The 26,939-nt window shown below is 43.2% G+C and carries 22 protein-coding genes and 1 pseudogene; 10 read left to right on the forward strand and 13 right to left on the reverse strand.

The features are described 5' to 3' along the window. Positions 1–99: 99 nt before the first annotated feature. On the reverse strand, positions 100–1,491 hold the full coding sequence (locus UH38_RS16325) for a malic enzyme-like NAD(P)-binding protein (RefSeq protein WP_045055732.1): 1,392 nt from the start codon (positions 1,489–1,491) through the stop codon (positions 100–102). Positions 1,492–1,677: 186 nt separating this feature from the next. Next, complete coding sequence (gene carA / locus UH38_RS16330; RefSeq protein WP_045055733.1) at positions 1,678–2,832, reverse strand: glutamine-hydrolyzing carbamoyl-phosphate synthase small subunit; 1,155 nt, start codon at positions 2,830–2,832, stop codon at positions 1,678–1,680. Between the two features lie 201 nt (positions 2,833–3,033). Between carA and UH38_RS16335 the strand changes: the two genes are divergently transcribed. Next, positions 3,034–5,364 carry a cation:proton antiporter gene (locus UH38_RS16335; RefSeq protein WP_045055734.1) on the forward strand — a complete coding sequence of 777 codons (2,331 nt, stop codon included), beginning with the start codon at positions 3,034–3,036 and terminating at the stop codon, positions 5,362–5,364. 53 nt (positions 5,365–5,417) lie between these two features. On the opposite strand, the gene UH38_RS16340 is transcribed toward UH38_RS16335, so the two are convergent. Continuing rightward, positions 5,418–5,897, reverse strand: a complete 480-nt coding sequence (locus tag UH38_RS16340) for a GNAT family N-acetyltransferase (protein ID WP_045055735.1) — start codon at positions 5,895–5,897, stop codon at positions 5,418–5,420. Between the two features lie 51 nt (positions 5,898–5,948). Between UH38_RS16340 and UH38_RS16345 the strand changes: the two genes are divergently transcribed. Then, positions 5,949–6,347 (forward strand): helix-turn-helix domain-containing protein, encoded by a 399-nt coding sequence (locus UH38_RS16345; RefSeq protein ID WP_045055736.1) that lies wholly within the window; start codon positions 5,949–5,951, stop codon positions 6,345–6,347. Positions 6,348–6,414: 67 nt separating this feature from the next. Beyond that, positions 6,415–6,627, forward strand: a complete 213-nt coding sequence (locus UH38_RS26345) for a hypothetical protein (RefSeq protein WP_144405702.1) — start codon at positions 6,415–6,417, stop codon at positions 6,625–6,627. On the opposite strand, the gene UH38_RS16350 is transcribed toward UH38_RS26345, so the two are convergent. Both UH38_RS16350 and UH38_RS24915 read right to left on the reverse strand, forming a co-directional pair. Further along, positions 6,578–7,951 carry a lactonase family protein gene (locus tag UH38_RS16350; RefSeq protein WP_235355305.1) on the reverse strand — a complete coding sequence of 458 codons (1,374 nt, stop codon included), beginning with the start codon at positions 7,949–7,951 and terminating at the stop codon, positions 6,578–6,580. The genes UH38_RS26345 and UH38_RS16350 overlap by 50 nt on opposite strands. A gap of 146 nt (positions 7,952–8,097) precedes the next feature. Beyond that, complete coding sequence (locus UH38_RS24915; RefSeq protein ID WP_052672423.1) at positions 8,098–9,651, reverse strand: SGNH/GDSL hydrolase family protein; 1,554 nt, start codon at positions 9,649–9,651, stop codon at positions 8,098–8,100. 157 nt (positions 9,652–9,808) lie between these two features. Here UH38_RS24915 and UH38_RS16360 point away from each other — a divergent pair. The 4 genes and pseudogenes from UH38_RS16360 (at position 9,809) to UH38_RS16370 (ending at position 16,163) form a co-directional block, all read left to right on the forward strand. Next, positions 9,809–10,684, forward strand: a pseudogene (locus UH38_RS16360) (LysR family transcriptional regulator). 189 nt (positions 10,685–10,873) lie between these two features. Continuing rightward, the gene (locus UH38_RS16365) at positions 10,874–11,308 is read left to right on the forward strand and encodes a hypothetical protein (RefSeq protein ID WP_045055737.1); all 435 of its coding nucleotides are present in this window, start codon (positions 10,874–10,876) and stop codon (positions 11,306–11,308) included. Between the two features lies 1 nt (position 11,309). Further along, entirely contained in the window at positions 11,310–11,831 is a 522-nt protein-coding gene (locus UH38_RS27280) for a hypothetical protein (protein WP_200892472.1), read from the forward strand. A gap of 18 nt (positions 11,832–11,849) precedes the next feature. Next, positions 11,850–16,163, forward strand: coding sequence for a DUF5724 domain-containing protein (locus tag UH38_RS16370; RefSeq protein ID WP_456151167.1), 4,314 nt, complete (start codon positions 11,850–11,852; stop codon positions 16,161–16,163). Positions 16,164–16,224: 61 nt separating this feature from the next. Here the strand turns inward: UH38_RS16370 and UH38_RS16375 are convergent, their stop codons facing one another. After that, entirely contained in the window at positions 16,225–16,440 is a 216-nt protein-coding gene (locus tag UH38_RS16375; protein ID WP_045055738.1) for an Hfq-related RNA-binding protein, read from the reverse strand. Between the two features lie 53 nt (positions 16,441–16,493). Between UH38_RS16375 and dapF the strand changes: the two genes are divergently transcribed. After that, positions 16,494–17,381 carry a diaminopimelate epimerase gene (gene dapF / locus UH38_RS16380; RefSeq protein WP_045055739.1) on the forward strand — a complete coding sequence of 296 codons (888 nt, stop codon included), beginning with the start codon at positions 16,494–16,496 and terminating at the stop codon, positions 17,379–17,381. Here dapF and UH38_RS16385 read toward each other — a convergent pair. The 7 genes from UH38_RS16385 to UH38_RS16415 all read right to left on the reverse strand — a co-directional run bounded on the left by UH38_RS16385 (position 17,378) and on the right by UH38_RS16415 (position 24,583). Beyond that, positions 17,378–17,875, reverse strand: coding sequence for a MogA/MoaB family molybdenum cofactor biosynthesis protein (locus UH38_RS16385; RefSeq protein WP_045055740.1), 498 nt, complete (start codon positions 17,873–17,875; stop codon positions 17,378–17,380). The genes dapF and UH38_RS16385 overlap by 4 nt on opposite strands. A gap of 141 nt (positions 17,876–18,016) precedes the next feature. Continuing rightward, complete coding sequence (psb28, locus tag UH38_RS16390) at positions 18,017–18,352, reverse strand: photosystem II reaction center protein Psb28 (protein WP_045055741.1); 336 nt, start codon at positions 18,350–18,352, stop codon at positions 18,017–18,019. Between the two features lie 265 nt (positions 18,353–18,617). Next, on the reverse strand, positions 18,618–19,079 hold the full coding sequence (gene dtd, locus UH38_RS16395; protein ID WP_045055742.1) for a D-aminoacyl-tRNA deacylase: 462 nt from the start codon (positions 19,077–19,079) through the stop codon (positions 18,618–18,620). A gap of 146 nt (positions 19,080–19,225) precedes the next feature. Continuing rightward, on the reverse strand, positions 19,226–20,800 hold the full coding sequence (gene ndhD1 / locus UH38_RS16400; RefSeq protein ID WP_045055743.1) for a photosynthetic/respiratory NAD(P)H-quinone oxidoreductase subunit D1: 1,575 nt from the start codon (positions 20,798–20,800) through the stop codon (positions 19,226–19,228). A 144-nt stretch (positions 20,801–20,944) separates the two neighbouring features. Then, a complete protein-coding gene (locus UH38_RS16405) occupies positions 20,945–23,005 on the reverse strand; it encodes an NAD(P)H-quinone oxidoreductase subunit 5 (protein WP_045055744.1) in 2,061 nt (686 codons plus the stop codon). Positions 23,006–23,151: 146 nt separating this feature from the next. Beyond that, on the reverse strand, positions 23,152–23,511 hold the full coding sequence (locus tag UH38_RS16410) for a thioredoxin family protein (protein WP_045055745.1): 360 nt from the start codon (positions 23,509–23,511) through the stop codon (positions 23,152–23,154). A 355-nt stretch (positions 23,512–23,866) separates the two neighbouring features. After that, entirely contained in the window at positions 23,867–24,583 is a 717-nt protein-coding gene (locus UH38_RS16415; RefSeq protein ID WP_045055746.1) for an NnrU family protein, read from the reverse strand. 242 nt (positions 24,584–24,825) lie between these two features. On the opposite strand from UH38_RS16415, the gene UH38_RS16420 reads away from it, so the two are divergent. Both UH38_RS16420 and UH38_RS16425 read left to right on the forward strand, forming a co-directional pair. Further along, positions 24,826–25,833 carry a LysR family transcriptional regulator gene (locus tag UH38_RS16420; protein WP_045055747.1) on the forward strand — a complete coding sequence of 336 codons (1,008 nt, stop codon included), beginning with the start codon at positions 24,826–24,828 and terminating at the stop codon, positions 25,831–25,833. Between the two features lie 139 nt (positions 25,834–25,972). Next, positions 25,973–26,939, forward strand: a 967-nt coding sequence (locus tag UH38_RS16425) for a serine/threonine-protein kinase (RefSeq protein ID WP_045055765.1), incomplete at its 3' end; no start/stop codon positions are given.

Raw genomic sequence — 26,939 nt, forward strand, 5'->3', positions numbered from 1 at the left:
ACAGTTTCTCTTGCTTCTATGCTACTTCTAGAATCCGAGCCATAGATTGAATCAATGCTGAAGATGTAGAGACGTAGCACTGCTACGTCTCTACATATATCAATTACCTGCAATTCCTTCTTGTCTGGCTGCTCTTTGGACTGCACCTGCAACTGCAACTGATACTCGCTCGTCAAATACTGAAGGAACGATATGTTGGCGGTTGAGGTCAGAGGGTTTAACTAAAGAGGCGATCGCATAAGCTGCCTCTAGATACATTGTTGTCGTAATTGTCTTAGCGCGACAATCTAAAGCGCCGCGAAATACGCCAGGAAAGGCTAACACGTTATTAATTTGATTGGGGTAGTCGCTTCTACCTGTTGCCATTACCGCCACATCGTTAGTAACTAATTCTGGTTGAATCTCAGGAATTGGGTTTGCCATTGCAAATACAATCGGATCTTTAGCCATCGAGCGCACCATTTCCGGCGTAACTACACCAGGAGCGCTGACACCAATAAATACATCCGAACCAGACATCGCCGCAGCTAAACCGCCCATTTTGTCGATCGCAAATTCTAGCTTTTCCGGTGTCATATCTGGGCGCTGAGTCGATAAAATCCCTTTGGAATCGCACATCCAAATAGTTTCCGCTCCGGCTTTTTTGAGCAAACGAGCGATCGCAACTCCGGCTGCACCTGCACCATTAATGACGATTTTAATTTCGGCTATAGACTTATTAACCAATTTCAGCGCATTTACTAACGCTGCTAAAGTCACAATTGCCGTACCATGTTGATCGTCATGGAAAATCGGGATGTCTAATTGCTCTCTAAGCAACTTTTCAATTTCAAAGCAACGTGGCGCAGCAATATCTTCCAAATTTACACCGCCAAATACTGGAGCAATACGTTTTACCGTCTCCACAATTTCTTGCGTATCCTGGGTTGCAAGGCAAATGGGAAAAGCGTCAATTCCCGCAAATTCCTTAAATAACATCGCTTTACCTTCCATCACAGGTAAAGCCGCCTCTGGACCGAGATTGCCTAATCCTAATACTGCGCTACCATCAGTAACGATCGCCACAGTGTTTTGCTTGATCGTTAAATTATAAGTTTGTTCCGGATCTTGAGCGATCGCCGTACAAATTCTGCCAACTCCTGGCGTGTAAGCCATTGCTAAATCAGAGACACTTTTAATCGCAATGCGACTATTAATGCTAATTTTGCCGCCGCGATGCAAATTAAACGTGCGATCGTACACTTCCATCACTTTAATTTCTGGCAAAGCCTTAACAGCTTCCACAATCGTCTCAGCGTGTTCGGTACTAGCAGCATCGACAGTAATATCTCGAATCGAAAAATCGCGGGTTTGCTCGATAAGGTCAATTTGACCGAGATTACCACCAGAAGATGCGATCGCACCTGTAACGCTAGCCAACATTCCCACCCGATTAGGAATTTCCAAGCGTAAAGTCAAACTAAAGCTAGAATTAGGAGTCAAACTTACCATGCCCAGTACCGCGACTTTTCCTTGTAAATAAAGCAATTGATTGTATCAATACATTACAATGTGGCACAAATTCCTGCCGGAAAATGACAGAAATTTGACCAAAAGATCCCCCTTCCGCCGCAAGGCGGCAATCCGTAATCCATAATTGAAGTTTGTAATTACGAATTACGAATTACGAATTACGAATTATTTTGTCTTCCCCTGTTGCATAGCTCGAACAAATTGCTCGAATAAGTAGTCAGCATCATGAGGACCAGGGCTGGCTTCTGGGTGATACTGGACTGAGAACATGGGCAAAGTTTTGTGCTTTAATCCGGCAACTGTGCGATCGTTTAAGTTGAGATGAGTAATTTCTACATCTGCACTCGGCAACGAATCGGGGTCGATCGCGAAACTGTGGTTTTGGCTGGTAATTTCTACTTTTTGCTCTAAACCCGCAGGCTGATTTAAGCCGCGATGACCGAATTTGAGCTTGTAGGTTTGAGCGCCTAATGACAAACCTAATATTTGATGACCCATGCAAATCCCAAATACTGGCTTTTGACTGCTTAATAATGCTTTGGTTGTCTCAATTCCTTCGGTGTTTGCTGCTGGATCTCCAGGACCATTTGAAAGAAATATCCCATCAGGTTCGTATTTAAGAATTTCCTCTGCTGACGTGTTTGCTGGAACTACAATTACTCGACAACCATAACTTGCTAGTCGGCGTAAGATATTGCGTTTGACACCAAAATCGATCGCTACTACAGTAAGTTGCTTTTCCGCACCATCTATTGCTGCTGGTTTAAATTCCCATACTGATGTAGTTGGATCTGACCATTCATATACTGCTTGTGTCGTAACTTCGCGCACCAAGTTTAAGCCCATCATACTAGGCGCTGCCTGCACTTGTTCTAGCAATTCTGCTGGATCGAGTATTTCTGTAGAAATACCGCCATTCATGGCTCCGACAACGCGAATTTTGCGCGTTAAAGCGCGGGTATCGATACCGTAAATTCCAGGAATATTGTGTTCTTTAAGGTAGTCGGGCAAGCTAGTTGTCGATCGCCAATTGCTCGGACGATCGCATATATTCCGCGCGATCGCTCCTCTCACTTGCGGACTGTTTGATTCTTCATCGTCAGGATTGACACCTGTGTTGCCCAGTTCTGGATATGTAAAAACTATCATCTGACCGCGATAGCTAGGATCGGTCAATACTTCTTGATAGCCTGTCATTCCTGTATTAAAAACCACTTCGCCGATGGCTGTGCCTTTAGCACCAAAAGACCAACCGCGATAAGTAGTGCCATCAGCAAGGACGAGGATTGCAGGTTTAGCGTCAGAAAACGGTGTAGGCATTTTAGTATGTAGGCATCGTAGGCTCGATGGTAATTATGCCATGTGTTAATAAATATTCCTGTAGTCAGGCGTGCATTTTTGGGACAAGGGGGATTCAATTTTTGTTCTCTAGGTTGTCTTCTTGCTTTGCAGCTTGAAATCTTTGGTAAAAAAGCTTTACAGTAAAAATTAATATACCTTAATAGTTTTTTTAATAAATTTGTGCAAGAAGATTTTAGGCTAATTGTCGATCTAGTGTCAGTATTAGCTGCTGCTGCCGCAGGTGGATTGCTGGCGGCACTATGTCGCCAACCTGTTTTGTTAGGTTATCTAGTTGGTGGCATGGTTGTAGGACCAGCAGGCTTAGGATTAATTAAAGAATTGATCCAAGTCGAGACGCTAGCCCAATTTGGCGTTGCTTTTTTACTATTTGCTCTAGGAGTCGAATTTTCTCTAGCCGAACTAAAGAAAGTTCAGTTAATTAGTCTGGGTGGTGGCGGACTGCAAATTGCCTTGACTATTTTGGGAACTGCTTTGGTATCTGTAGGTTTTGGCTGGGTAAGTTCTCCACCGCAAGGCGTATTTTTAGGGGCAATTTTATCTTTATCATCTACAGCAGTTGTGCTGAAATGCTTGATGGAACGCGGCGAGACAGAAACGCCTCACGGTCAAGTTATGCTGGGCATTTTGGTCGTGCAAGATTTGGCTTTGGGGCTAATGCTTGCCGTTTTGCCAGCTTTGGAACAACCCGCCGAAACAATTGGCGTAGCTGTAATTACAGCACTAATTAGAATTGGTTTATTTGCTGCTGGCGCAGTAGCGGCGGGGATTTGGCTGATTCCACCATTGTTAAGGTTGCTAGCTCGCACTGAAAGCAAAGAGTTATTTTTATTAGGGGTAATAGCGCTGTGTTTGGGTATTGCATTGCTTACCGAACATTTGGGGCTATCAATTGAGATGGGGGCTTTTGTCGCCGGATTGATGATTTCGGAAGTAGAGTATGCAGATCAGACTTTAACTTATGTAGAGCCGCTTAGGGATATTTTTGCGACTTTATTTTTTGCCTCAATTGGGATGTTAATCGATCCTTTCTTTTTGTGGCAAAACTTAGAGTTGATTCTGCAACTGGTATTGCTAGTATTTGTGGGCAAGTTTGCGATCGTTACGCCTTTAGTGAAAATCTTTCGCTATCCCTGGAAAACAGCTTTAATTGCTGGTTTGGGACTTGCTCAAATTGGAGAATTTTCCTTTGTCTTAGCTAGCGAAGGGCAAGCTATGGGGCTAGTTTCTCGCCGCGTGTATTTATTAATTTTGGGTACAACGGCGGTAACTTTGGTACTGACTCCGTTTGTGATGCGGCTAGTACCTAAATTATTAGAATTATCTTGGGTAAGAGCGATATTAGAAGATCGAGATGTAGCGATCGCTGTTGCGGAAAAACTACCCCAGGAAAATCATATTGTCATTTGCGGTTACGGCAGAGTAGGGCGCAATTTAGTTAGGTTAGTTCAAGAACACGGCTATCCTTTGGTAGTGATCGAACAATCAGAAAGCCGCATTCAGCAATTAAGAGAGGCGGGAGTAGCTTATGTATATGGCAATGCTGCTAGCTTGCACGTCTTAGAAACTGCTGGCGTAGATCGGGCGCAATCGTTAGCGATTACCTTGCCCGATCCGATGAGTACCCGCCTATGCTTGAAACGCGCTTTAGAATTGTCTCCAGAGTTAGATTTGGTAGTCAGAGCAGATCGCGATAAAGATATAGAAATTCTCTATCAATTAGGAGCACGGGAAGTCGTACAACCAGAATTTGAGGCAAGTTTGGAACTAGCAACGCATTTACTTATAGGTATGGGTTTATCGCCTAATAATATGCAGAAAGAAATGCAAGAAATTCGCGATCGCCATTATCTCGATTTGCGCCCTGAGCGATCGCCTGACGATGTTACGCGTGAGTTGCAGCTAGCTACTCAAGATATGAATAGTCGTTGGTATGCAATGCCTGTAGAGTCTCCATTAATAGGTATGACGCTAGAAGAAGCAGATATGCGCTATTTGACAGGAGTAAGTTTGATGGCAATCCGCCGTGCTGATGGCACAGAAGTTGATTATCCCGATGCCCAAACGATTTTAGCAAAAGGCGATCGCTTATTAATTGTCGGCGAAGCTGAAGAGATGGCAGCTTTTGACGAATTAGCCAAGGGTGATACAACAATACCCGCAGATAATAATCCTTGTCATTGGCTAATTGTATCTGATGATAGTCCAGCGATCGATCGCTCTCTTGCCGAACTTGATATTCGCCGCCTTTACTCGGTGCAAATTCAAGCAATTAGGCGCGATGGTAAATTTATGCGCTTTCCTGATGGGAGTATGCAATTGCAACCAGGCGATCGCTTATTATTGTGCGGTAGTTCTTCAGCTTTAAATCAACTGCAACCATTAATTAGTCCAGGAAATACCTGTAAATTTATCCCCGCAGTGTCAATCATCAAAGCTATTGAATCAGAGGTATTAAAAGAATATGTACCAATAGATAGTTTGCGAGAATAGTAGCAATTTAGAGACGTAGCAGCGCTACGTCTCGTCCTCAGTTAACCGCATAGCTAAAGATTTTTGAAGTATCTAGCGACTGGAAACAGCTTGAAACCTACCTTTTCATAAGTATAACGTGCTGGTGCATGACCCAGATCGCCTCCAGTTTCAACCATAGCAATTGACATTCCCACATCTTTCATCCAATCGCAAGTGAATTTTATCAGAGCGCTGCCAATACCGCGACCTTGAAAGTCTGGATCGACAGCAACCATATAAATTTCACCCATGCTGTCTTCTGGGTGTAATTTCACGGCGACAAAGCCTATAGGAGAACCTGCATCGATAGCAACCCATACATTTGTGTCTTCTGCATTACAGACATCCTCCACAGCTTTTTGCTGGCTAACACGCCAACCATCAGGATAGAATGCTTGGTACACGTCAGCATCCAGCGCGTTCTCAAGTGAATCAAACACAGGAGTCCACGCCCGCAGCGAAAGACGAATGACTGCATCAAGTTGATGAGTGTCGTAAGGTTCAATCTGCATTTACATCAAATATATTTTGAAACGCTGAATACGATCGGGGTAACTGAAAAAATGACCCATACTATTAATGGAAATGCCTACGCATCACTGCTAGCAGAATTTCAACCCAAGGTAATAGTAACAGAAGAAGAAAATGAAAGGGTGCTAGAAGCTGTTGAAAAATTGCTAGGTTGCAAAGACAGAACACCAGAACAAAATGCTTTACTGGATTTATTAGTGTTCTTGATTGAAAAGTTTGAACAAGAACACTATCAGCTTCACGGTGCAACTCCTCAGTCTATTTTGCAACACTTAATGGAGGCGCGAGGTATCAAGCAGAAGGATTTAGTTAGGGTGATTGGTTCTAGGGAAGTTGTTTCTGAGGTCGTTAATAGTAAGCGTAGCATCAGTAAGGCACAAGCTAAAGCTCTCGCAGACTTCTTTAGCGTATCGCCAGAGTTATTTATTTAACTAACGACCGACATCCTGAAAAAATTTCAGTAAGTTAGACTATTGGTTGTAAACTTTGAGTCTAGCTATGTCTCCAATTACTGTTACAGGTAAGGTTTTAGGACGTTCTAAACCCCTGTTTACCAATTGGCGCGTACCAATACCACCAAGTATAGGTGCAGGTGGAGATCGCCTAATTGAGACACAACTGGGCTTATGCCTAACCAATATCTATAGGCAAGTTTTAAACCTTAACGAGCGATCGCCAAATTATGCGGACCACGCACAACCTCTAGATTGAAACGAGTACGTTCTAATTTGGGTTCAGGTTGTTGCACGACATTCCAAAACTCAACTTTGCCCGTTTTAGGACTAGAAATTCGCTCGTTGTAAATTACGACTGCTAATGATTTGCCATCCGCATCAAAGATAGCATCTTCAGGCAGCAAGCCTTCAAATCCGTATTCGGCGATCGCGCTAAGTTGTCCCGATTGTGGCTCGATCTGAACCAGCGATAGGGAATTGCGATCGCGTCCTCGCCACGCGGGTAGCCAGTTTGGGAGATAAGTTCGGCGCATATTTACTGTAGCCGCAAGCGTTCCATCTGGGCTAATTGCCAATCCTTCAGGACTAAGACCTACTTTTAGTCGAGATACTACCTGCGGCTGACGAGTCTGCTCATCTAGTTGAATAGCAAGCAATTCACCCTGCGGATTCATCAGAAAGTTTAGCTGTCTTTGTCCGTAGACGCGCCATTTGAGATCGGGTACGAGCAAGAATTTGCCGTCTGGGGTAAATTTGCCCATTGTGAAATGATTTCCAACTCCAATAGGATTGCCATAGGGTTGGATCTCAATATCGCGCTTTCGCTGTACTTGATAAAAGGCGATGAACGCGCCTCCAGCGTCGCGATCGTAGGCAGTCGTAAACGCTAGAAATTTGCCCGATGGATGCCAGGTTACTGCACTATTGGCACTACCAGGAAAATTAAGAGCAAAGTAAGTTGGCGCTGCTAATTTGCCGTCGGGTTGGATGGGTGCGATCGCCAGTTCTTTACCTTTTTCGGCGAGATTGATAGCGAGAAATTGACCGTCAGGGCTAAGGCTGATATGCGCTGGATTTTTACCTACTTTTAGTGTTTGCATTACCTTTGGTTGAGTGGGATTAGCGATGTCTACCACTGAAATAATTTTTCCCTCTGGCATTTGGTCGATCGTGTTAAATTGCTCAATCGAATCTACTGGACGACTTCTAACTTCAGCAACATAGGCTTTACTGCCATTGGGTGAAACTGCCAGAATATGAGGAAAGGACATCACGGAGTTCGAGACTCGAACTTTAGAAAGTTGCGGGTTTTGCACATTGAGAGGTAACGGCACAATCGACAGTGTATCTTCAATCCCAGCCACGCGATCGAGCTTTGCATCTGCGTAAGCTGTCGCTACCATATCGGCATCTGAGGCAATTAGCAACGTGCGACCTGAAAATTGAGTTAAAGTTGCTTGGGCGGGTGCAATGGCAATAGGCTCAATCAATTGCAGCAACCCAAAACCAAGTATGGCAAACACAAATCCGCCAATCATCCCCAAAAATCGGCGCACACCTTTCGATTTCAACAATTTCACTCGCTTTTTCTCCTGTAACGAAGATGGACGATTCGGATACCGAATGGCTGAGAAAGCGAACAAGTAATCCTAATTCCCTAAATATCCGCTACAGATTAATTAACCCAAAGGTTTAGGAGTTCTAGTTTGCTGTAATTACGTACGCCTTACAAATTGGTATCAAGTCCGAAATTTTGGCTTGCCATTAGAGTCAAGTTTGTAAAGTCAGCGCTAGTTATCAAATCGGCTGAAATTTTAGGCAGTCTGGCAAGTTCACTCCCTGAAAACAGGATCGCTGTCTCGGACCCTTGTTGAACAATATTAAGGTCTGAAAACTCAAGCGTCCCTGCTAACTCCAACCAATCTTGCCCATCTTGAAAGTCTTGAATCGTAGTAGAGCCATTGCGATTGAGAATGAAGGTGTCTTGCCCGCTATTACCTACCAATTGATTGATTCCCGCGCCTCCATTGAGAAGATCGTCCCCAAATCCTCCAATTAAAGCATCGTCTCCTACTTCACCTAAAAGAAAGTCATTGCCAGTATTGCCGTTGAGGATGTCGTCTCCCTCACCGCCCAAGAGGATGTCTGCTTTGCCTCCCCCGCTGATGCGATCGCTTCCGGCTAATCCAAGCAAGCGATCGCGCTTAAAAGCGCCCAAAATTGAATCGCTTTGCACTGTACCAAATTGTTCTGTTACTTGGGGGCTGGAAGAATTAGTTAACGCCGAGAGAGCGGCTTCTGCAATTAGTCGATGCGTTGCAGTGCTGGGATGATATCGACCGAAAAATGCAAAGTCATCGGGAGCTCCTGTAGCAAATGCGATCGCATTTGCTGACTCTGTAAAGTAAGGATCTGTAGTGTTTGTAAAGCCCGATCTCTCTGGGTTGGTGATGGTTTCCTCAAACAGAGTTGCCGCATCCAGAGTAACCAAATTCACTTGTGGATCTAGCGTCCGATCGAGTTGCTTTAAGGCTTGCTCCAGATATGTGTTGTGAGCTTGAGTCAATTCCCGAAGAGCGCCCGAAAATGGATTTCTTAGCACGTCAGGAAGTTGGCTGAGATCGGGTAGGTTGGGTACTAAAATATTCCTAGCTCCCGCATCGGCAAGCGCTTGAACGGCTGTGACAATATTGTTAACTGGGACAGTCGGATCGCTCTCGCCTGCCAAGTAATCATCAGCACCGATCCAGACTGTGTAAAGTCCATTGGCATCTAGATGAGGGTTAGCGCTCGTAAAACGATCTACTTGAGCAAGAACTCCAGGTAATCCCAATTGTTCGCCTACATCGCCCGTTATGCGCGGATCTCCTACATTGTTTAGTCCTGATGTTGCTCCAGCAATAGCAAAATTATTACTGGGGTTGTATTCTATTCCTAGTTCAGAGGCAAGATACTCAACCCAAATCGGACCATTAGAAAATCGCCCATTTACAAAGGGCTGGCGGGGAAATGCGCCAGAAGTTGCGCTAGCTAAATTACCAGTATCGGAGAGAGCATCGCCAAAGATATACAGATCGCTAATTTGAGCTAGCGATCGCAGGTTTCCTTGAGAAGAATTTGCGTTGAATAAACTGCTGTGACTCAGTGTAGTTTTTGCGTCTGCATTTGCCAGTAGCGGCATATCGTCGATTGCAAAGATAAAACTAGAATTGATTGATGGATCGACACTCAAACGAGCCGAATGCCTGCTCGTATTTGATTGCATTGGATTCAATGACATTAGTGTTTATTCCTTCAAAACTCGGCACTCGTTGCAGGATGATTTTATAAATCTATTTCTACTGCCAACAACGGAACCCGTATTCCTATTTCAGAGTAAAGTAGCAGTAACAAGCTTGTCCAAGTCATTTTTGGCGCTGTATTAATAACTTTGAGTTATGGAACTGCGACATTTGCGTTACTTTGCGATCGTGGCTGAAGAACTGCATTTTGGTAGAGCCGCAGAACGGTTATTCATGACTCAACCTGCTTTGAGCAAACAAATTCACAGCCTAGAGTCAGAACTGGGTGTATTGCTATTTGCACGCACGAAGCGAACTGTGCAACTCACACCCGCAGGACAAGTCTTTTTAGAACAAGCCCAACAAATTCTGCAACATACCGATCGCGCCGTGCAACTGACAAGACGAGCAGCACGCGGAGAAATTGGTAAATTAAGAATTGGATTTACCACCACTGCAACCCAAACGGTACTCCCTGCCTTCTTACGCGAATTTCGCGATCGCTATCCCCATGTTGAACTGACTATGCAGGAGCTTTGTACAGAGGCACAAGTCCAAGCACTGCATCAACGTCAAATCGATCTTGCCTTTCTGCATCCACCTATAGATCGACGAGAATTAAAGCTTTACTCGATTTGGGCGGAACCTTTTGTAGTAGTCTTACCGAAATATCATCATTTGGCTTGCCAAGATCGCGTTCGCCTCAAAGATTTGGCTCAAGAACTATTTATTTTGCATCCTCGGCAAGAAGGTCCAACGCTTTATCGTCAGTTTCACGAGCTATGCTAACAGTTAGGATTTGAGCCAGCGATCGCTGAAGAAACAGCGTCTCACACGACTCGCATCTGCTTGGTTGCGGCAGGACAGGGCATTACATTTATCCCAAAAAGCTTGCAAGCTTTGATTGGTACAGAAGTTGTGTGTAGACCAGTAGAGCCTTGTTCGATCCAAATGGAATTTGCCGCCGCTTGGCGACAAAATGATAACTCTCCAGTCCTAGAGGCATTTTTAGCGATCGTAGATAGCAATTAAGCAATTACTTCACCTAGGCAGCTTAACCATTTATTTTCTGCTGTAATCACAGTTATAGCTGTTTGTGCAAAAGTTCTTTAAATTCATCACTCATAAAAACAAGTAACTTTACTTAATACACTGCCAAAATAGCCACAAATAAAATTTGCGTAAGTTAGACTAAATAATCGCAAATTTCTGAGTCTAGCTATGTCTACAATTACTGTCACAGGTAAGGTTTTAGGACGTTCCAAACCCCTATTTACCAATTGGCGCGTACCAATACCACCAATTATAGGCGCAGGAGGCGAAGTCTTAACTCTGCGAATCCTCCTTACGCAGATTGTTCTAGCTGAAGTTGCAGCTTTCCAAACCCGTCAAGAACAGCGACGGCTAATTCAGGTATTGAGTAGGGCAGAAATCGAGCAAAAAGTTTTACTCGGTAAGGTAGATATGGGCGGCGAGGAGCTAAACCAAGAAGTAGATCCGCAAGCTGCTGTAGCTAATGCATTGCAGGCTTTTGAAGACGGAATATATTTCGTTTTTATTGATGATGTCCAACAACATAAACTAGATAGTGAAGTTGTAGTCAATCCTGATAGTCAATTGATGTTTCTGCGTTTAGTTCCTTTGGTGGGAGGCTAAAATGCTAAATCCAGAATATGCTAAGGAACAATTACAAGCTTTTCGCATTCCCAATTGGAAAGCAACCAAAGCTGCTTTAGTTGCTAATTTGCCAGAAGCATTAAGAGAAATAGTTTTTGCTATTTTAGAGTGCGATCGCTCAGGTCAGCCTTATACTGAATATCATGCCAAGTATGACGCGCAAAATAAAGCAGTAGGTCAACTCGATGATTTGAGTATTGAAGAACGGATAAAAATCTTTGCTCTGCTATTCCCCAAAATTTATTTACACGTAGAAGCAGCATGGCAGCTATTTTCACGTTTACCTTATCAGCTTGGTTGGCAACGTAAAGCATTTCGCGCTCCTCATAATTCAGACATTACTAAACCCGCCCGTTGCAACTGGTTAAAAGAACTACTTTATAGAGTTGAAGGTTACGACCAAGATATAACTTGGTTTGCTGCTTGGACTCCTTATTTAAATTATGCTAACGATACACTAGGAATTTTATTTGCGGCGGCAATAAATAGCAATTCTGAATAAGGAAATAAGGTTTTTGATATTCTTCTATATTCGGCGCGAGGCGAACATGAAATAGGCGCGATGGGTCGTCATGTTACTCGCGCTTTATTAATAGCAAATCGTCCTGATGGTTGGACTTTTATTGAAAATTTACTTCTAGCAGCACAGCGTCAAGAAGGTTTACGTCAAACTATTTTAGAAACTATTGACGAGGCTCATCCTGATGCTTTTCGGCGGATGATACGCTTGCTTGTAGATAACGATTTAACTCGTTTTAGCGCTACAATTAGAGCGGTAGATGTATGGTTTGGTTTTGGTTGGGAATCTCTTAATAATCGATTAATTAAGGAAATATTAGAGCAAGTTTTACTACTTTTAGATGATCCAGAAAAGCAAACAGCCGCATTAAATAGCGATAGCGCTCAAACTGTATATTTAGCATTATGGACTATTGGTTTTAACGATGCAATATTAGCAATTTCATCTGCCAATCAACTCCTCAAAGATTCTATTGTAGAACGCCGCTTTGTTACCGCACATTTACTATCTCAGCTAGGATTAACCGAGGCACAAAATGCGTTAATACCAGCTTTAGAAGATGAAGATTTGCGATTAGTAGCGCTCGCTCTTAATGTCCTAAAAAATAGTAATATCAAAGAAACAGATTTATTTGAGCGATTAGAAAAAATTGTTTACAAGTTTCCCAGCCAAACTAAAACCTTAGAACCGTTAGTATGGTCTTGGATGACACGGGAAGTAAATAGAGAAACAATAGCATCAGCTTTAGTTAATAACTTAGGTAGTCGCTCGCCTAAAAGATTGATACCATACATATCAATTTGTGCTGCTTACGCACGTAGCACCATTGCCGAACGTTTAGCTAAATTTCAACCTTGGGATGCAGAAATTCGTCAGACTTTGTTTTCGCTCATTGGCGATAATACTAGCTGGGTGCGATCGCGCGTATTAGGATATTTATCTGACTGTTCAATTACGCCAGCAGAAGCTATTGAATTGGAAGGCTTACTTACTCGCAAATCAGCCGATTTACGGCGCGGTTTGTTGCAATTATTACTCAATCAAGCAGATATAGATGCGATCGCTTCTGCCAAAAGATTGCTCGATGCAACTATACTCCAACGTCAAGCTGGACTAGAACTTTTGTGCCAGTTGGTAGCTAAAAACCGTTCAGTCACGGAATGCCGCACTCTAGCACAAGCATATCAGAAACAGCGCCAGAAGCAAACAGCTACAGAAAAACAATTGTTAGATACAGTCTTGGCTGATAGTCAAGAAGTTTTAACTTTCGATAATGCTTTGGGGTTATTAGATCCAACCCAATGCACTGCGCCAAAATTAGGAGAAGTAAGCCAAGCAAGATTATTTGTAACTCCTAAAGCCCAGGCTTTATTAGCAGCGTTAGATGAGCTAGTTCATAGTCACCGCCAAACAGCAATTGTTATTCCATCAGGACAGGGAACGCAAGAACAATTACTTGGTAATATGCGTTGGGGCTTTCCTCATCCCAATATTACTCAACCATTAGAAGACGATATTAAAAGATTGCCGTCAAGGGAAGTATGGGAAACGTGGTGGCATGAAAACTCTTCGCAATTGCGCGATGACGATGGTTTTGAATTACTCCGCGCCTTAGCTGCGTTAACCAATAGCAACTATTCTCACTTTAAAGATGCATCTTGGTGGCAAAATGCCCAGCAGAATTTGTTTGCTAACACCGATAACCTGCGATATCCACATATAGTTTTAGGTATATGTCGTTGGTTAATCCGGTTATACCCTGTGCCAATGGCAGCAGTAGATTTTCTCCTTGATGCCGTCACAGCTAGTTGTGAGTTTGTTCCTCAAGAAGTATTAGTGCTGGAAACTAAGTCTTATTGGGATGACTGGCGTTATCGCGATTCAGTTCTTAGCTGGCTTTCCTTGACTCGCTATTATCGCTCTTTATTTGCATCTGCTTGGAATAACGCGCAGCAAAAGCGGTTTTGGCAATTACTGCGTTGGTTAGATAAACCTTTACCGCAAGCAAGACGCTATCGCCCACCGTTAGAAGATGTTTTACTTGCTTTTGATGCTGGTGTAGCGACAGAAGCAGATTTAATAGATCAAATTTTAGGTTCGGGAATTGACTCTTATGGCGATTTAGGACGAATAACAGGGCGTAAATTGCCACCTAACTTAGCAGCTTATCCGATTTTACAAGCAATAGGCGATCGCATTCGCCAGCGTATTATCGAAATAGAACTCAAACGCGGCGATTTACCAACAGTTGCATCAACAGCAGCTTTGGCTTTGCGAAGTCTTCCTGGTATATATAATTTAATCGCTTTACTCCAAGCTTTTAGTAAAAGTAAGTTAGTACGCGGTTGGAGTTATGACACCAACGGTAAAGCTAGAGTTTTCAGCCATCTAATTCGCGTATCTTTCCCTCAAGATGGAGAAACACCTCAAGATTTTGCTATTCAAGTAAAAGCCGCTAATATCGAGCAGCAACAACTGATAGAATTAGCTATTTATGCGCCACAATGGGCAAATTACGTCGAAACAGCCTTAAAATGGCGTTCTTTTGCTCAAGCTGTATGGTGGATTCATGCCCATACTAAAGATAGTAACTGGCAAGTAGAGCAAGAAATTCGCGCAGCCTGGAATGCTCAAATTAGCGAATACACTCCCCTAACCGGACAAGATTTATTAAATGGTGCAGTAGATATAGACTGGTTTGCACGAGTTTATCAAGGATTAAAAGCAGAACGCTGGCAAGAATTAGATAAAGCCGCACAATACGCATCTGGTGGTGGAGGACATAAACGGGCGCAACTATTCGCTGATGCAATGTTAGGGAAGGTTGAAAAGGCAGAATTAGTAAATCGAGTAACGCAAAAACGCAATCAAGATGCGCTGAGATCGTTAGGACTATTACCACTAGCAAAAGGTAAAAAACGCGATCGCGACTTACTAGAACGTTACCAAATTATCCAAGAATTTTTGCGTACTAGCCGCCAATTTGGTTCGCAAAGACAAGCCAGTGAGAAATTAGCGGTAAATATTGCTTTAGAAAATTTAGCTAGAAATGCAGGTTATGCAGATCCCATGCGCCTACAATGGGCGATGGAAGCGCAAGCAGTAGCCGATTTAGTCAAGCAACCCCAAACAGTAGCAATTGACGATGTAGTTGTAAGTTTAGCGATCGCATCTGGAGAACCAAAAATAACAGTAACAAAAAACTCTAAACCATTAAAAGCGATTCCAGCTAAATATAAAAAAGAGCGTCGCCTCGTGGAATTGCAAGAACGCAAACAAGATATTACTCGTCAAGCGTCGAGAATGCGAATATCGCTAGAACAAGCAATGTGTCGCGGCGATAGTTTTACAAGCGATGAATTGCAGCAACTATGCAATCATCCGGTGTTAGCACCGATGCTAGAGCAATTAGTATTTATTGGTGAAGGTGCAATTGGCTATCCTGTAGAACAAGGGCGATCGCTGCAACTGCATGATGGTACTATTATTCCAGTTAAGGATGTTATGCGCCTTGCTCACCCTTACGACTTATTAGGCACAAATCAATGGCATTTATGGCAGCAAGAGTGTTTTCAAACTCAACGCCAGCAGCCATTTAAGCAGGTATTTCGGGAATTATACGTTCTAACTACAACCGAAAGAAGCGATCGCACTGTTTCGCATCGTTACGCCGGACATCAAGTTAATCCCAGACAAGCATTAGCACTATTAGGTCAAAGAGGGTGGGTAAGTCATCCCGAAGAAGGCGTAAGACGCACTTTTCACGAAGCAGATATTTCTGTTTGGCTGACTTTTGTCAACGGCTATTTTTCCCCGACAGAAGTTGAGGGATTAACGCTAGAAGGCTTAGTATTTACCAGACGCGGGGAGTGGAAGCACATCGAACTATTCCAAGTTCCGCCGCTAATTTTTAGCGAAGTAATGCGCGATCTCGATTTAGTCGTCAGCGTAGCGCATCAAGGCGGCGTAGATCCAGAAGCCACTGCTTCTACAGTAGAAATGCGATCGTCTTTAATTCGGGAAACTTGCCGTTTGTTGCAAATTACTAATGTAAAAATAGAAAGTTCCCATGCATTGATAGAAGGTCATTTAGGCACTTACTCCGTCCATCTTGGTAGCGCCGTAGTTCACCGCCAACCTGGGGGCTCTTTATGTATCGTCCCCATCCATTCTCAGCATCGCGGACGCATATTTTTACCATTTGCAGACAATGACCCCAAAACAGCAGAAGTCGTCTCTAAGGTGCTGTTATTAGCCCGCGATCGCGATATTAAAGACCCGACCATTTTGGAACAAATTTTGCCTAAACGTTAGGGAACGGGCTATGTAGAGACGTAGCACTGCTACGTCTCTACACATATCGCGGGGTGATAAATTAATTTTTCGATTTAATATATGCCAACGCCTGTCGCCAAACAGTTGTAGATTGATTATTTGCATCCATCACGCACAAGCAGTTTTTATCTTGCCACACTAGCTTGCCATTAAGTAAATCGCCACTTAGCAGTTTTACTTCTACCTGCTTTCCCTCTTTGATTAACGTTTGTAGTTGTTTTATGCTGGGTAAAGCTACATCAAAATCGCTTTTCATAAAATTAATTCCTATCTGTCTTTAGTCTTATACTGCCCAAGGGAGAATAAAAAGTGTCTATCGAGTTTGCTAAGTATCACGGATTGGGGAATGATTTTATCCTAATTGACAACCGCTCGTCATCAGAACCGCAAGTAACGCCAGAACAAGCTATAAAATTATGCGATCGCCATTTTGGTATCGGTGCTGATGGTGTTATTTTTGCACTACCAGGGCAAGATGGTACTGACTACACGATGCGGATTTTTAACTCTGATGGTTCAGAACCAGAAATGTGCGGTAATGGTATTCGCTGTTTGGCAGGATTTATCGCTCAATTAGAAGGAAATAGCGGAAAGTTGGGGGGGACGGTTTCCTCCCCCCAAGCTTTTCAAGAGAGCAATAAATCATTTGAATATCGTATTCATACTTTAGCTGGCGTTATCTCACCGCAAATTCTGGCAGATGGGCAAGTTAAAGTAGATATGGGCGAACCAAAGTTGTTAGCTAGTGAAATTCCTACTACTTTAGGTTCTCCCGATCGCAAAGTTATTAATGAACCGATAGAAGTTGCTGGAAAATCTTGGTTAGTAACTTGCGTGAGTATGGGTAATCCGCATTGCATTACTTTTGTTGAAGATGCAAGCGCGATCGCTTTAGAATCAATTGGTCCTCAGTTTGAACATCATAAGGCATTCCCGCAAAGGACAAATACAGAATTTATTCAAGTTGTCAGCCGCGATCGCTTAAAAATGCGCGTTTGGGAACGAGGTGCAGGTATTACTCTAGCCTGTGGAACTGGTGCTTGTGCGGCTTTGGTTGCAGGCGTACTTACAGATAAATGCGATCGCACTGCTACTGTAGAACTTCCTGGGGGAAACTTGCAAATAGAATGGGGATTAGACCAAAAACTATACATGACAGGACCCGCAGAAAGAGTATTTGCTGGCAAAATTAGTTAAGAGCGAAGTTGAGTAACTAAATGCCGCAATTCGGGCAATATTAACTTATCCATTGCTAGTTTAACGGCATTGCTGGAACCTGGAACGCAGAATATAACTTTATTTTGATGTACACCAGCAACTGCTCGTGATGCGATCGCTCGCGAACCAATTTCTGCAAAACTTAAATAGCGAAACAACTCCCCAAATCCAGGCAAAGTTTTTTCTAACAGAGTCTCAATTGCATCGTATGTTGTATCTCTAGGTGCGATACCAGTTCCGCCATTAAAAATTACTGCTTGGATATTGGCACTTAGCGATCCTAGTTGAGCTTGAATCTGCGTCGGTTCGTCTTTAATAATGGTGTAAGCACCCACCAGATGACCTGCTTCTACAAGCAACTGTTGCACTAGCTTACCGCTTTTATCTGTTTCTATAGAGCGCGTATCGCTAACAGTAATTGCCGCACAGTTGACTGCAATTTTGCCTAAATCTGGGTGGGGCTGTTGTACCATTACAGTGACCAGTGACCAGTGACCAGTGACCAGTTTAGGAGGATACTTAGGGAGGCTTTATGTCTACTGTTAGTCACTACTTGAAAATCTCAACTGTCTGTATCTACATCTACTGGTCACTGGGAAATGATACCTAATAACTTAGGATTTGTTAAATCCTAGATCGTGTTCTTCAGCATAGCGTTCCATAAACCGCATAAACCTGTCCCATTCCAAGTCCGAGTTCATGATATAAAATATTTCTAAGGCTTCTGGCTTGCCATTAATAAATTTGGCTTTGACTTCGCGGGTAACAATTTCCCCTTCTTCATCAATCATATACATTCCAGTAATGTCATCAGCATCGTTTCCGCTTAAGACTGAGGGCTTTTGGAAGTAAAACGTTGCAGTGCTTTGTTTGCCATCCCGCGAACGAGTTAAACGCACATCTGGAACTGTATCTTCGTCAATGCCTTTAGAAAACTGAATCTTAGCCATAATTTACTGCTACTAACTTTTTGCTGTTAATTTAATATCTTCTCATTATTAGAACAAACGCGCGAACAGCAAAAGCTCAAATCAGCAGTATAAAATAAGATAGCCCCATTAGGCGGGGCTGTTTTAGATATATTGTTTAACTTTATGTCTTTATTATTCAGCAAATTTGGGTGATGCAAATCAGGGCGATCGCTGAATCTGCTATGTTCATTTCGTAGTTCACAGTTAAGTAGTTTCACAGATTTATCTACCAAAAGTAGGATTTTTATACTCCTTGCATAGATTCTCGCTCTAAAATTAGGGTGACAGGACCATCATTTTCAATTGATACTTGCATTTTTGCTCCAAATCGTCCAGTTACGACCTTCAAACCGCTTGCCTGCAACTTGCTAACAAAATAGTCATACAAATTCTCTGCTAGTTCTGGTGCAGCAGAAGCATCAAAACTAGGACGGCGACCTTTGCGACAATCACCGTATAAAGTAAATTGACTAATAACTAATATTTCGCCGCCGATTTCTACTACAGATTTTTGCCAGCGACTCGTTCCTGCTTCGCTATCAAATAGTCTCAATTCCAAACATTTACGTGCTAGCCAATCAATTTCTGCTGCTGTATCAGTGCTAGCAATACCCACAAGCAAGTTTAAGCCTTTGCCAATTTTGCCGATAGTTTCACCATCAACGGTAACTTGAGAGCAAGTAACTCTTTGAATAACAACACGCATATAACAGTAACCAGTTAAGAAACAGTGACTAGCCAGTTTTAACTGTACTAACTCTTTAACTAATAAGTGGTAACTGGTGAATGTAAACAAAAAGGCAGGTATTAAACCTGCCTGTATAAAACTATCACATGGTAAATACTTGCACTTTACCTTACACTTAGTTCTGGAGCGTTAAACGACAGGGTAGGAAGCTGTTTTTCTGCCAATGTCGGTACAGAATCGCGCAATCTCTGAGTTAGTTGGATAGTTGTGGCATCGTACACCTGAGTTAGCAACTTAGGATAAAAACCGATACCGATAATCGGCACTAACAAGCAAGCAATGATAAACACTTCTCTCGGTTCGGCATCAATTAATGCCTCATGAGATACCAATTCTTGATTCTCTTGCCCGTAGAAAATTTCTCGCAGCATCGATAGCAAGTAAATTGGCGTGAGAATTACACCTACTGCCATCAAAAAGACGACGATGACTTTGAAAGTAGAACTATAGGCATCGCTGTTAGAAAAACCCACAAATACCATCAATTCTGCCACAAAACCGCTCATTCCAGGGAGTGCCAAAGATGCCATCGAACAAGTAGTAAACATGGCAAAGATTTTCCGCATCTTTTGCCCTACGCCACCCATTTCATCTAGCATCAGCGTATGAGTGCGATCGTAGGTAGCGCCCACGAGGAAGAATAAACTTGCGCCTATCAATCCGTGAGATACCATCTGCAACACTGCACCGCTTAAACCCAAGTCAGTAAACGAAGCAATCCCAATTAGCACAAATCCCATGTGAGAAATTGAGGAATAAGCAATTTTGCGCTTCAAATTACGTTGAGCAAAAGATGTCAAAGCTGCATAGATGATATTGACTACGCCTAAAATAACTAACACTGGGGCAAAATAAGCATGAGCATCAGGTAACATCTGAGCGTTCATGCGAATTAGCGCGTATCCGCCCATTTTTAGGAGGATGCCAGCTAGCAACATATGAACGGGTGCTGTAGCTTCACCGTGAGCGTCAGGGAGCCACGTATGCAGCGGAAAAATAGGTAGTTTGACTGCATACGCAATCAAAAAGCCAGCGTAGATCAAAAGTTGGAAATTGAGGGCATAATCTTTAACGGCAAGCGATCGCATATCAAAAGTGACAGTATCGCCATAAAACGCCATCGTCAAGCCAGCGACCAAAATAAATAGCGAACCGCCAGCAGTATAAAGAATAAACTTAGTTGCTGCATACTGCCGCTTCTTGCCGCCCCAAATCGCCAGCAATAAATAAACAGGAATAAGTTCTAATTCCCAAACCAAGAAAAACAGCAACATATCCTGGACGGCAAATACAGCAATTTGTCCGCCATACATTGCCAAAATCAAAAAGTAAAACAGCCTTGGTTTTAAGGTCACTGGCCACGCTGCTAAAATTGCCAGCGTAGTGATAAAACCAGTCAAAATTACCAAAGGCATTGACAAGCCATCAACGCCTACCGACCAATTCAAATCTAATGGCGGAACCCAAGGATAACTTTCTACCAGTTGTAAGCCTGGATTATTAAAGTCATATTGAGCGCCAAAAGCGTAAACAATCAACGCAAAGTCAATTAGTCCAATAATCAGAGCATACCAACGAATCGTTTTACCATCTTTGTCAGGTATCACGGGGATTAGTAGCGAGGCGACTATAGGAAACAGAATTATTGTCGTCAACCAAGGGAAATTGGATAAGTTCATATTAATTTATGGACACAAGGGCAGTTTAATTCGTAATTCGTAATTCGTAATTCGAGCCTTAGAAAAGGGAAGATGGGGCGCAGGGGAATTATAAGCCAGAGGAGAGAAGATTCTTCCGCTCCCCCAATCCCCCTTGTCTCTTAACTAAGTCACTCCGAAAACAACTACTAAGCCCAAGACAGCCGCAAATACAATCAGGGCGTAAAATTGAGCGCGACCGTTTTCTAAATACTTCAACCCTTCACCGCTAATTAGAGTAAAGAAGCCTGTAAGGTTAACAGCGCCATCAACAACGCGAAAATCAACTTCCATTACTTGACGCGCTACTCTACGCAAACCTTGAACAAAAACGCTATCGTAAATTTCGTCAAAGTACCACTTATTTAAAGATAGTTCGTAGAAAGGTCTAATTTTTTGCGCGATCGCCTCTGGGTCAATTTTGCCCCACAAGTACATAAAAGAAGCCAAGGTAATCCCAATTAAGGAAATACCCACAGAACTACCTGCCATAATCAAAAACTCGTTCTGGTCGAACTCCGCAGCTTTTTCGGCTATGGCAATTGCTGTTTCGCTGGCAGGATGGATAAATTCTTCAAAGTAGTTAGCGTAAGGCGTACCTACCAAGCCAATCAACATCGAAGGAATCGCTAAAATAGCTAGCGGTAAAGCCATCGTCCAAGGCGATTCATGGGGATGTTCGCTGTGGTGGTGATGTGTATCGTGGCTTGTAGTAGCCGCGAGTTCTCTTGTATCCATTGCCCCAGGTCCAAAGTTAGGGGTTAAGGTAGCTTCTGACTTTATTTGCTGCTTAATTTCGGCATCGTTACCGCGAAACTTGCCTTCAAAGGTGCTGAAGTACATCCGGAACATATAAAAAGCCGTGATTCCAGCCGTTATGTAACCAATTCCCCACAACAACGGGTTAGCAGCAAAGGCATTGCCCAAAATTTCATCTTTCGACCAAAAACCAGCAAAAGGCGGAATCCCAGAAATTGCCAAACAGCCAATTAAGAAGGTAATCGCTGTAACTGGCATATACTTACGCAGTCCGCCCATCGTCCGCATATTCTGCGCCAAAGCTGGATCGTGACCGACAACTGCTTCCATGCCGTGAATTACCGAACCCGAACCCAAAAACAGCATCGCTTTGAAGTAGGCGTGAGTCATGAGATGAAACAGTCCAGCGCTGTATGCACCAATACCCATTGCCATCACCATATAGCCGAGTTGGGAGACTGTAGAGTAAGCTAAACCCTTTTTGATATCGTTTTGGGTAATGGCAATTGTTGCGCCCAAAAACGCTGTAAATGCTCCTGTAAAGGCAATTACATTCATTGCTGCGGGTACGCCTTCAAATACTGGGTACATCCGCGCAATTAGAAATACTCCAGCGGCAACCATTGTCGCCGCGTGAATCAGGGCGGAAATGGGGGTAGGACCTTCCATCGCATCGGGTAGCCAGACGTGCAACGGAAATTGCGCCGATTTAGCTACTGGACCTAAAAATACCAAAATGGCAAACAATACAGCCAAGAAATTGCTCAAAGAACCAGAGGCGACTAATTCTTGCAAGCGATCGCCCATGACTTCAAATTCAAAGCTGCCTGTCGCCCAAAATAAGCCCAAAATGCCTAGTAGCAAACCAAAGTCACCGACTCTATTAACTACAAATGCTTTTTGCGCTGCATCTGCTGCGGGCTTGCGATCGTACCAAAAACCAACTAGCAGGTACGAACACATACCTACTAATTCCCAAAAAATATAAATTTGCACTAAGTTCGGGCTGACTACTAGCCCCAACATTGAGGAGCTAAATAAGCTCAAATATGCATAAAATCTCACATATCCAGGATCGTGAGCCATGTAGCCATCGGTATAGATCATAACTAACAGAGCTACTGTAGTCACGATTACTAACATTAGGGCAGTTAGATGATCGATGGTGTAGCCCATGTTCAAGTGAAAATTTCCTGCTGCCGCCCATTCCAGCGTGCGAGTATAAGTTGGATGTCCTTCGATCTGACTCCACAGCAAGGCAATCGATAGCGCCATCGCTCCGCCTAACAGGGATATAATAAATGTTGCGTTTAGCTTCCGCAAGCGGCTTGTTACTTCGCCAACTGAAATTAACCCCAGACCGACTAGCATTGCCCCAACTAGAGGTAATACTGGAATTAGCCAGGCATATTGGTAGATTTTTTCCATCACTGCCTACTTTGAGAATTTTTCACTACATCGAACAAACTGTTAACAGTTGTAACATATAGGTTTTCCTATAAAATATCCCACCCGAAGGAATCTGGGCGGGAAAAATTTAAGATTGCTTAACTTTATTAGTAAATGCGATCGCTCTATGCCGAACGCCGCTGCCAGTTGTTAATAGGGGCGTAATTAACGGAGATCGCTTCTAATGCTTGGCGCAAATCTTCTTTGTCGTCAAAACCCTCTAGGCGCTGGCTAATCTTGCCATTTTCAATCAATATTAACGTCGGTAAGCTAGTCAGGCGATAAGTATTAGCCAGTTTAAAATTGTCGTCCGCGTTGACGGCAACAAGTTTGATGCGATCGCAACAATTACTCTGAAATTGCAACAATATTGGTTGTATCAGCCGACACAAGCCACACCAAGGCGCTCCAAAATTTACCAAAACTGGCACTGGAGACTCTAATACTTCTTGTTTAAATGTCCGTTCGCTAACCGACAACACCATGATTCCTCTAACTAAATGGGTTTGACAGAACAAGGGAGCAGAGAATAGTTTTGAGCCAGTGAGTCGAATGGTTAAGTTGTTAATTCAACTACCCTTGTTTTCTTACTCTTTAACCTTCTTTATTAGGCAATTAGCTATCAGCCTGAAATTCGATGTTTTTGTTTTTTAGCAAAAAATACGAATAAATTATAGTCTCTATTCAAAGTAACTATTAAAACGACTGCTAAGTAATCTGGGCTTGTAGCTATTGTGGATCATGCTACATCTATTCGGGATCGATTTCAGTAACCTAGACGAACAATTTTGCCTAAATTACCAAAACATTGGGTAAAATTCCCTATGCATACAATTCAAATTACCAATTAACACGGCTAGTAGCGCTAATTAATAGCGGGTGCGCCTGCCATAACAAATAAACAAAAATAGCTACGCCTAAATAGGCAGGGCGGAGAAACTCAAGCAAATTAAGCGTTTGACGACCTTGAATAATTGCTAGAAACGGCACGATAGAAGTGCGAGATTTCACGCTTGCAAAAGCAGGTCCATAGCGATAGCTCAAACGGCGATCGCCATGCCATACTCCAAACAAATGATGCAATATCAAACCAATAGAAGTAACTAAGGTAAAAGAAGTCCCCAGCCATAAAGTATGAGCAATACACCAAATTACTTGTCCGACCATTTGCGGGTGGCGAGTAATGCGGATAATACCAGTTTCGTATAAATGCACTTGGGGTTTGGTAATTGCCGCAATTTCTAGCAAGTTAAACGTTGCAGGGTAGAGAAACAAAAAAGAAATCGCCGATAGCACCCAAACAACGCTAGCTACGCCTGGAACTCCCTGCACTTGCCATAACTGCAAGCCATCGTAACGATGATTGAAAAAATAGATAATTAAAGCGGTAGCTAGAGGCAGGCTGACAAGGGCAAAAACCACGCGGTACAGCCGAGGACCGATAATTTTTTCTACGCGCGATCGCAAACTCGCTAGACCACTATGAGCGAGCGCAAAGGCAAATAAAAGACCTAGCATGACAAAATGACTAGGTGTTAACCAAACAGGTAGCTGCATATATTAATCAAATTAGTTGCAAATAAACATATCTTCGTAAGTAAAAGTGTTAACAGCAGACTAAAGGCAATAGTCTTGTGTTAGTGTCAATTTTTAGGGAACCCTCCTTGCCTTAGCAGTCAATGTCGATCTAAGTCCGGCTTGGCGGCAGTGGTTTTTGCCTTAACTGCTCTTTTGGAAAACTCTGTGGAAGGAAACCTTCCCCACAGATTCTCCGCTGTTTTATTTTTGGTGGTAGCCGTATGTCTGACCTTCCTTTCACTTTAGATCAGTTACGCATCCTCAAAGCGATCGCTGCCGAAGGAAGCTTCAAGCGTGCCGCTGATAGTTTATACGTTTCTCAGCCTGCTGTCAGCTTGCAAGTGCAAAACTTGGAAAGGCAGTTAGATGTACCTTTATTCGATCGCGGTGGGCGACGCGCCCAACTAACTGAGGCTGGATATCTTTTGCTTAGTTATGGCGAGAAAATTCTTACTCTTTGCCAAGAAACTTGTCGCGCCATTGAAGACTTGCAAAATCTCCAAGGCGGAACGCTGATTGTCGGCGCATCGCAAACAACTGGAACCTACCTACTACCGAGAATGATCGGGATGTTTAGGCAGCATTATCCTGATGTCGGGGTACAGTTGCACGTCCATTCGACGCGCCGTACTGCTTGGAGTGTAGCTAACGGACAAGTAGATTTAGCAATTATTGGCGGTGAAGTGCCAACAGAACTGCAAGAGTCACTAGAAATTATTCCTTATGCCGAAGATGAACTAGCGCTGATTTTGCCTGTATTTCATCCATTTACGAAATTGCATACGATCCAAAAAGACGACCTTTATAAACTCCAATTTATTGCCCTCGATTCGCAGTCGACAATTCGTAAAGTCATCGATCAAGTGCTGACGCGCTGCGATATCGACACGCGCCGCTTGAGAGTAGAAATGGAACTCAACTCAATAGAAGCAATCAAAAACGCCGTACAGTCAGGACTGGGGGCTGCCTTTGTCTCAATTAGCGCGATCGCTAAAGAACTGCAAATGGGAGTGCTGCACTGTACGCCCATTGAAGGAGTGGTTGTCAAGCGGACGCTGTGGGTAATTGTCAACCCCAACCGCTACCGTTCCAAAGCTGCAGAAGCTTTTAGTCAAGAAATATTACCTCAATTTGCTACCCCAGGCTGGAATAAGGATATTTTAAACTCAAATCCATCTATTGCTGATGCTTTAGAAGCTGTGCGTCATACAACAATTACTGAAGTATGAAAAAATAGCCAAAAAGTAGAGCGTTAAGTTTTCCGGCAGCTAAATTTATGTACGATGGCGACTTAATAGTTCAGCTTAAAATAAATTTATTTATTGGTTGACTTTATAATCCCTACTTCAGCCTTCAAAATTTTATTGCATGGAAGTCTATTGCACTCGTTCAGCTTGTCCTCGCCCGCAAAATCATTTCGCGGATTTAGATGACACGGCAATTCTTAAATCAGTGCAGCAAAAATATTGCACTAGCTGCGGTATGCCGCTGATTCTGGTAGGACGCTACTTGCCGCAAAAGTTGCTGGGCAAGGGAGGTTTCGGCGCAGCGTTTCTTGCCCGCGATCGCTATACGCCAGGAATTAGGAAATGTGTAGTCAAGCAATTTAAACCCGCAGGTGACTTGACACCCAGCCAAATAGATACAGCCCAAAAGTTATTTGAGCGCGAAGCTGAAGTATTAGAGCAAATTGGCAACCAAAGTAACCAAATTCCCGATTTGTTCGCCTTTTTTGAGATAACAGTCCCTAGTTTGCAAGCTGGGAAGCAGGACAGATTTTTTTATTTAGTTCAAGAATTTATTGATGGTAGAAACTTAGAGGAAGAATTACAAGAAAAAGGTCAATTTTCTGAAGCTGAAGTTTTAGAGGTACTAACAGAAGTCCTCAAAGTCTTAAAATTTGTCCACGATGGCGGTTCTATTCATCGCGACATCAAACCGTCCAATATTATGCGCCACCGTAACGGCAGACTGTATCTGCTAGATTTTGGCGCAGTCAAGCAGGTAGCAAGTACCGCATCAACTAGCGGTAGTTCGACAGGGATTTATTCAATGGGGTTTGCACCCCCAGAACAAATGTCAGGCGGACAAGTGTATCCATCTACCGATCTTTACGCTTTGGCAGTAACTTGTTTGATGTTGCTGACAGGGAAAGAAGCGATCGAATTGTTTGATGGCTTTAGCAATCAGTGGGATTGGCGATCGCACGCAAATACGAGCAATACTCTAGCAAACGTACTAGATAAAATGCTGCAAAGCGCCCCCAATCAGCGCTTTGGTTCTGCCCAAGAAGTTTTAACTGCCCTCAATACCCCCCCTGCTTCCCCTGCTTCCC

The sequence above is a fragment of the Aliterella atlantica CENA595 genome (assembly GCF_000952155.1).
GTDB lineage: Bacteria > Cyanobacteriota > Cyanobacteriia > Cyanobacteriales > Chroococcidiopsidaceae > Aliterella > Aliterella atlantica.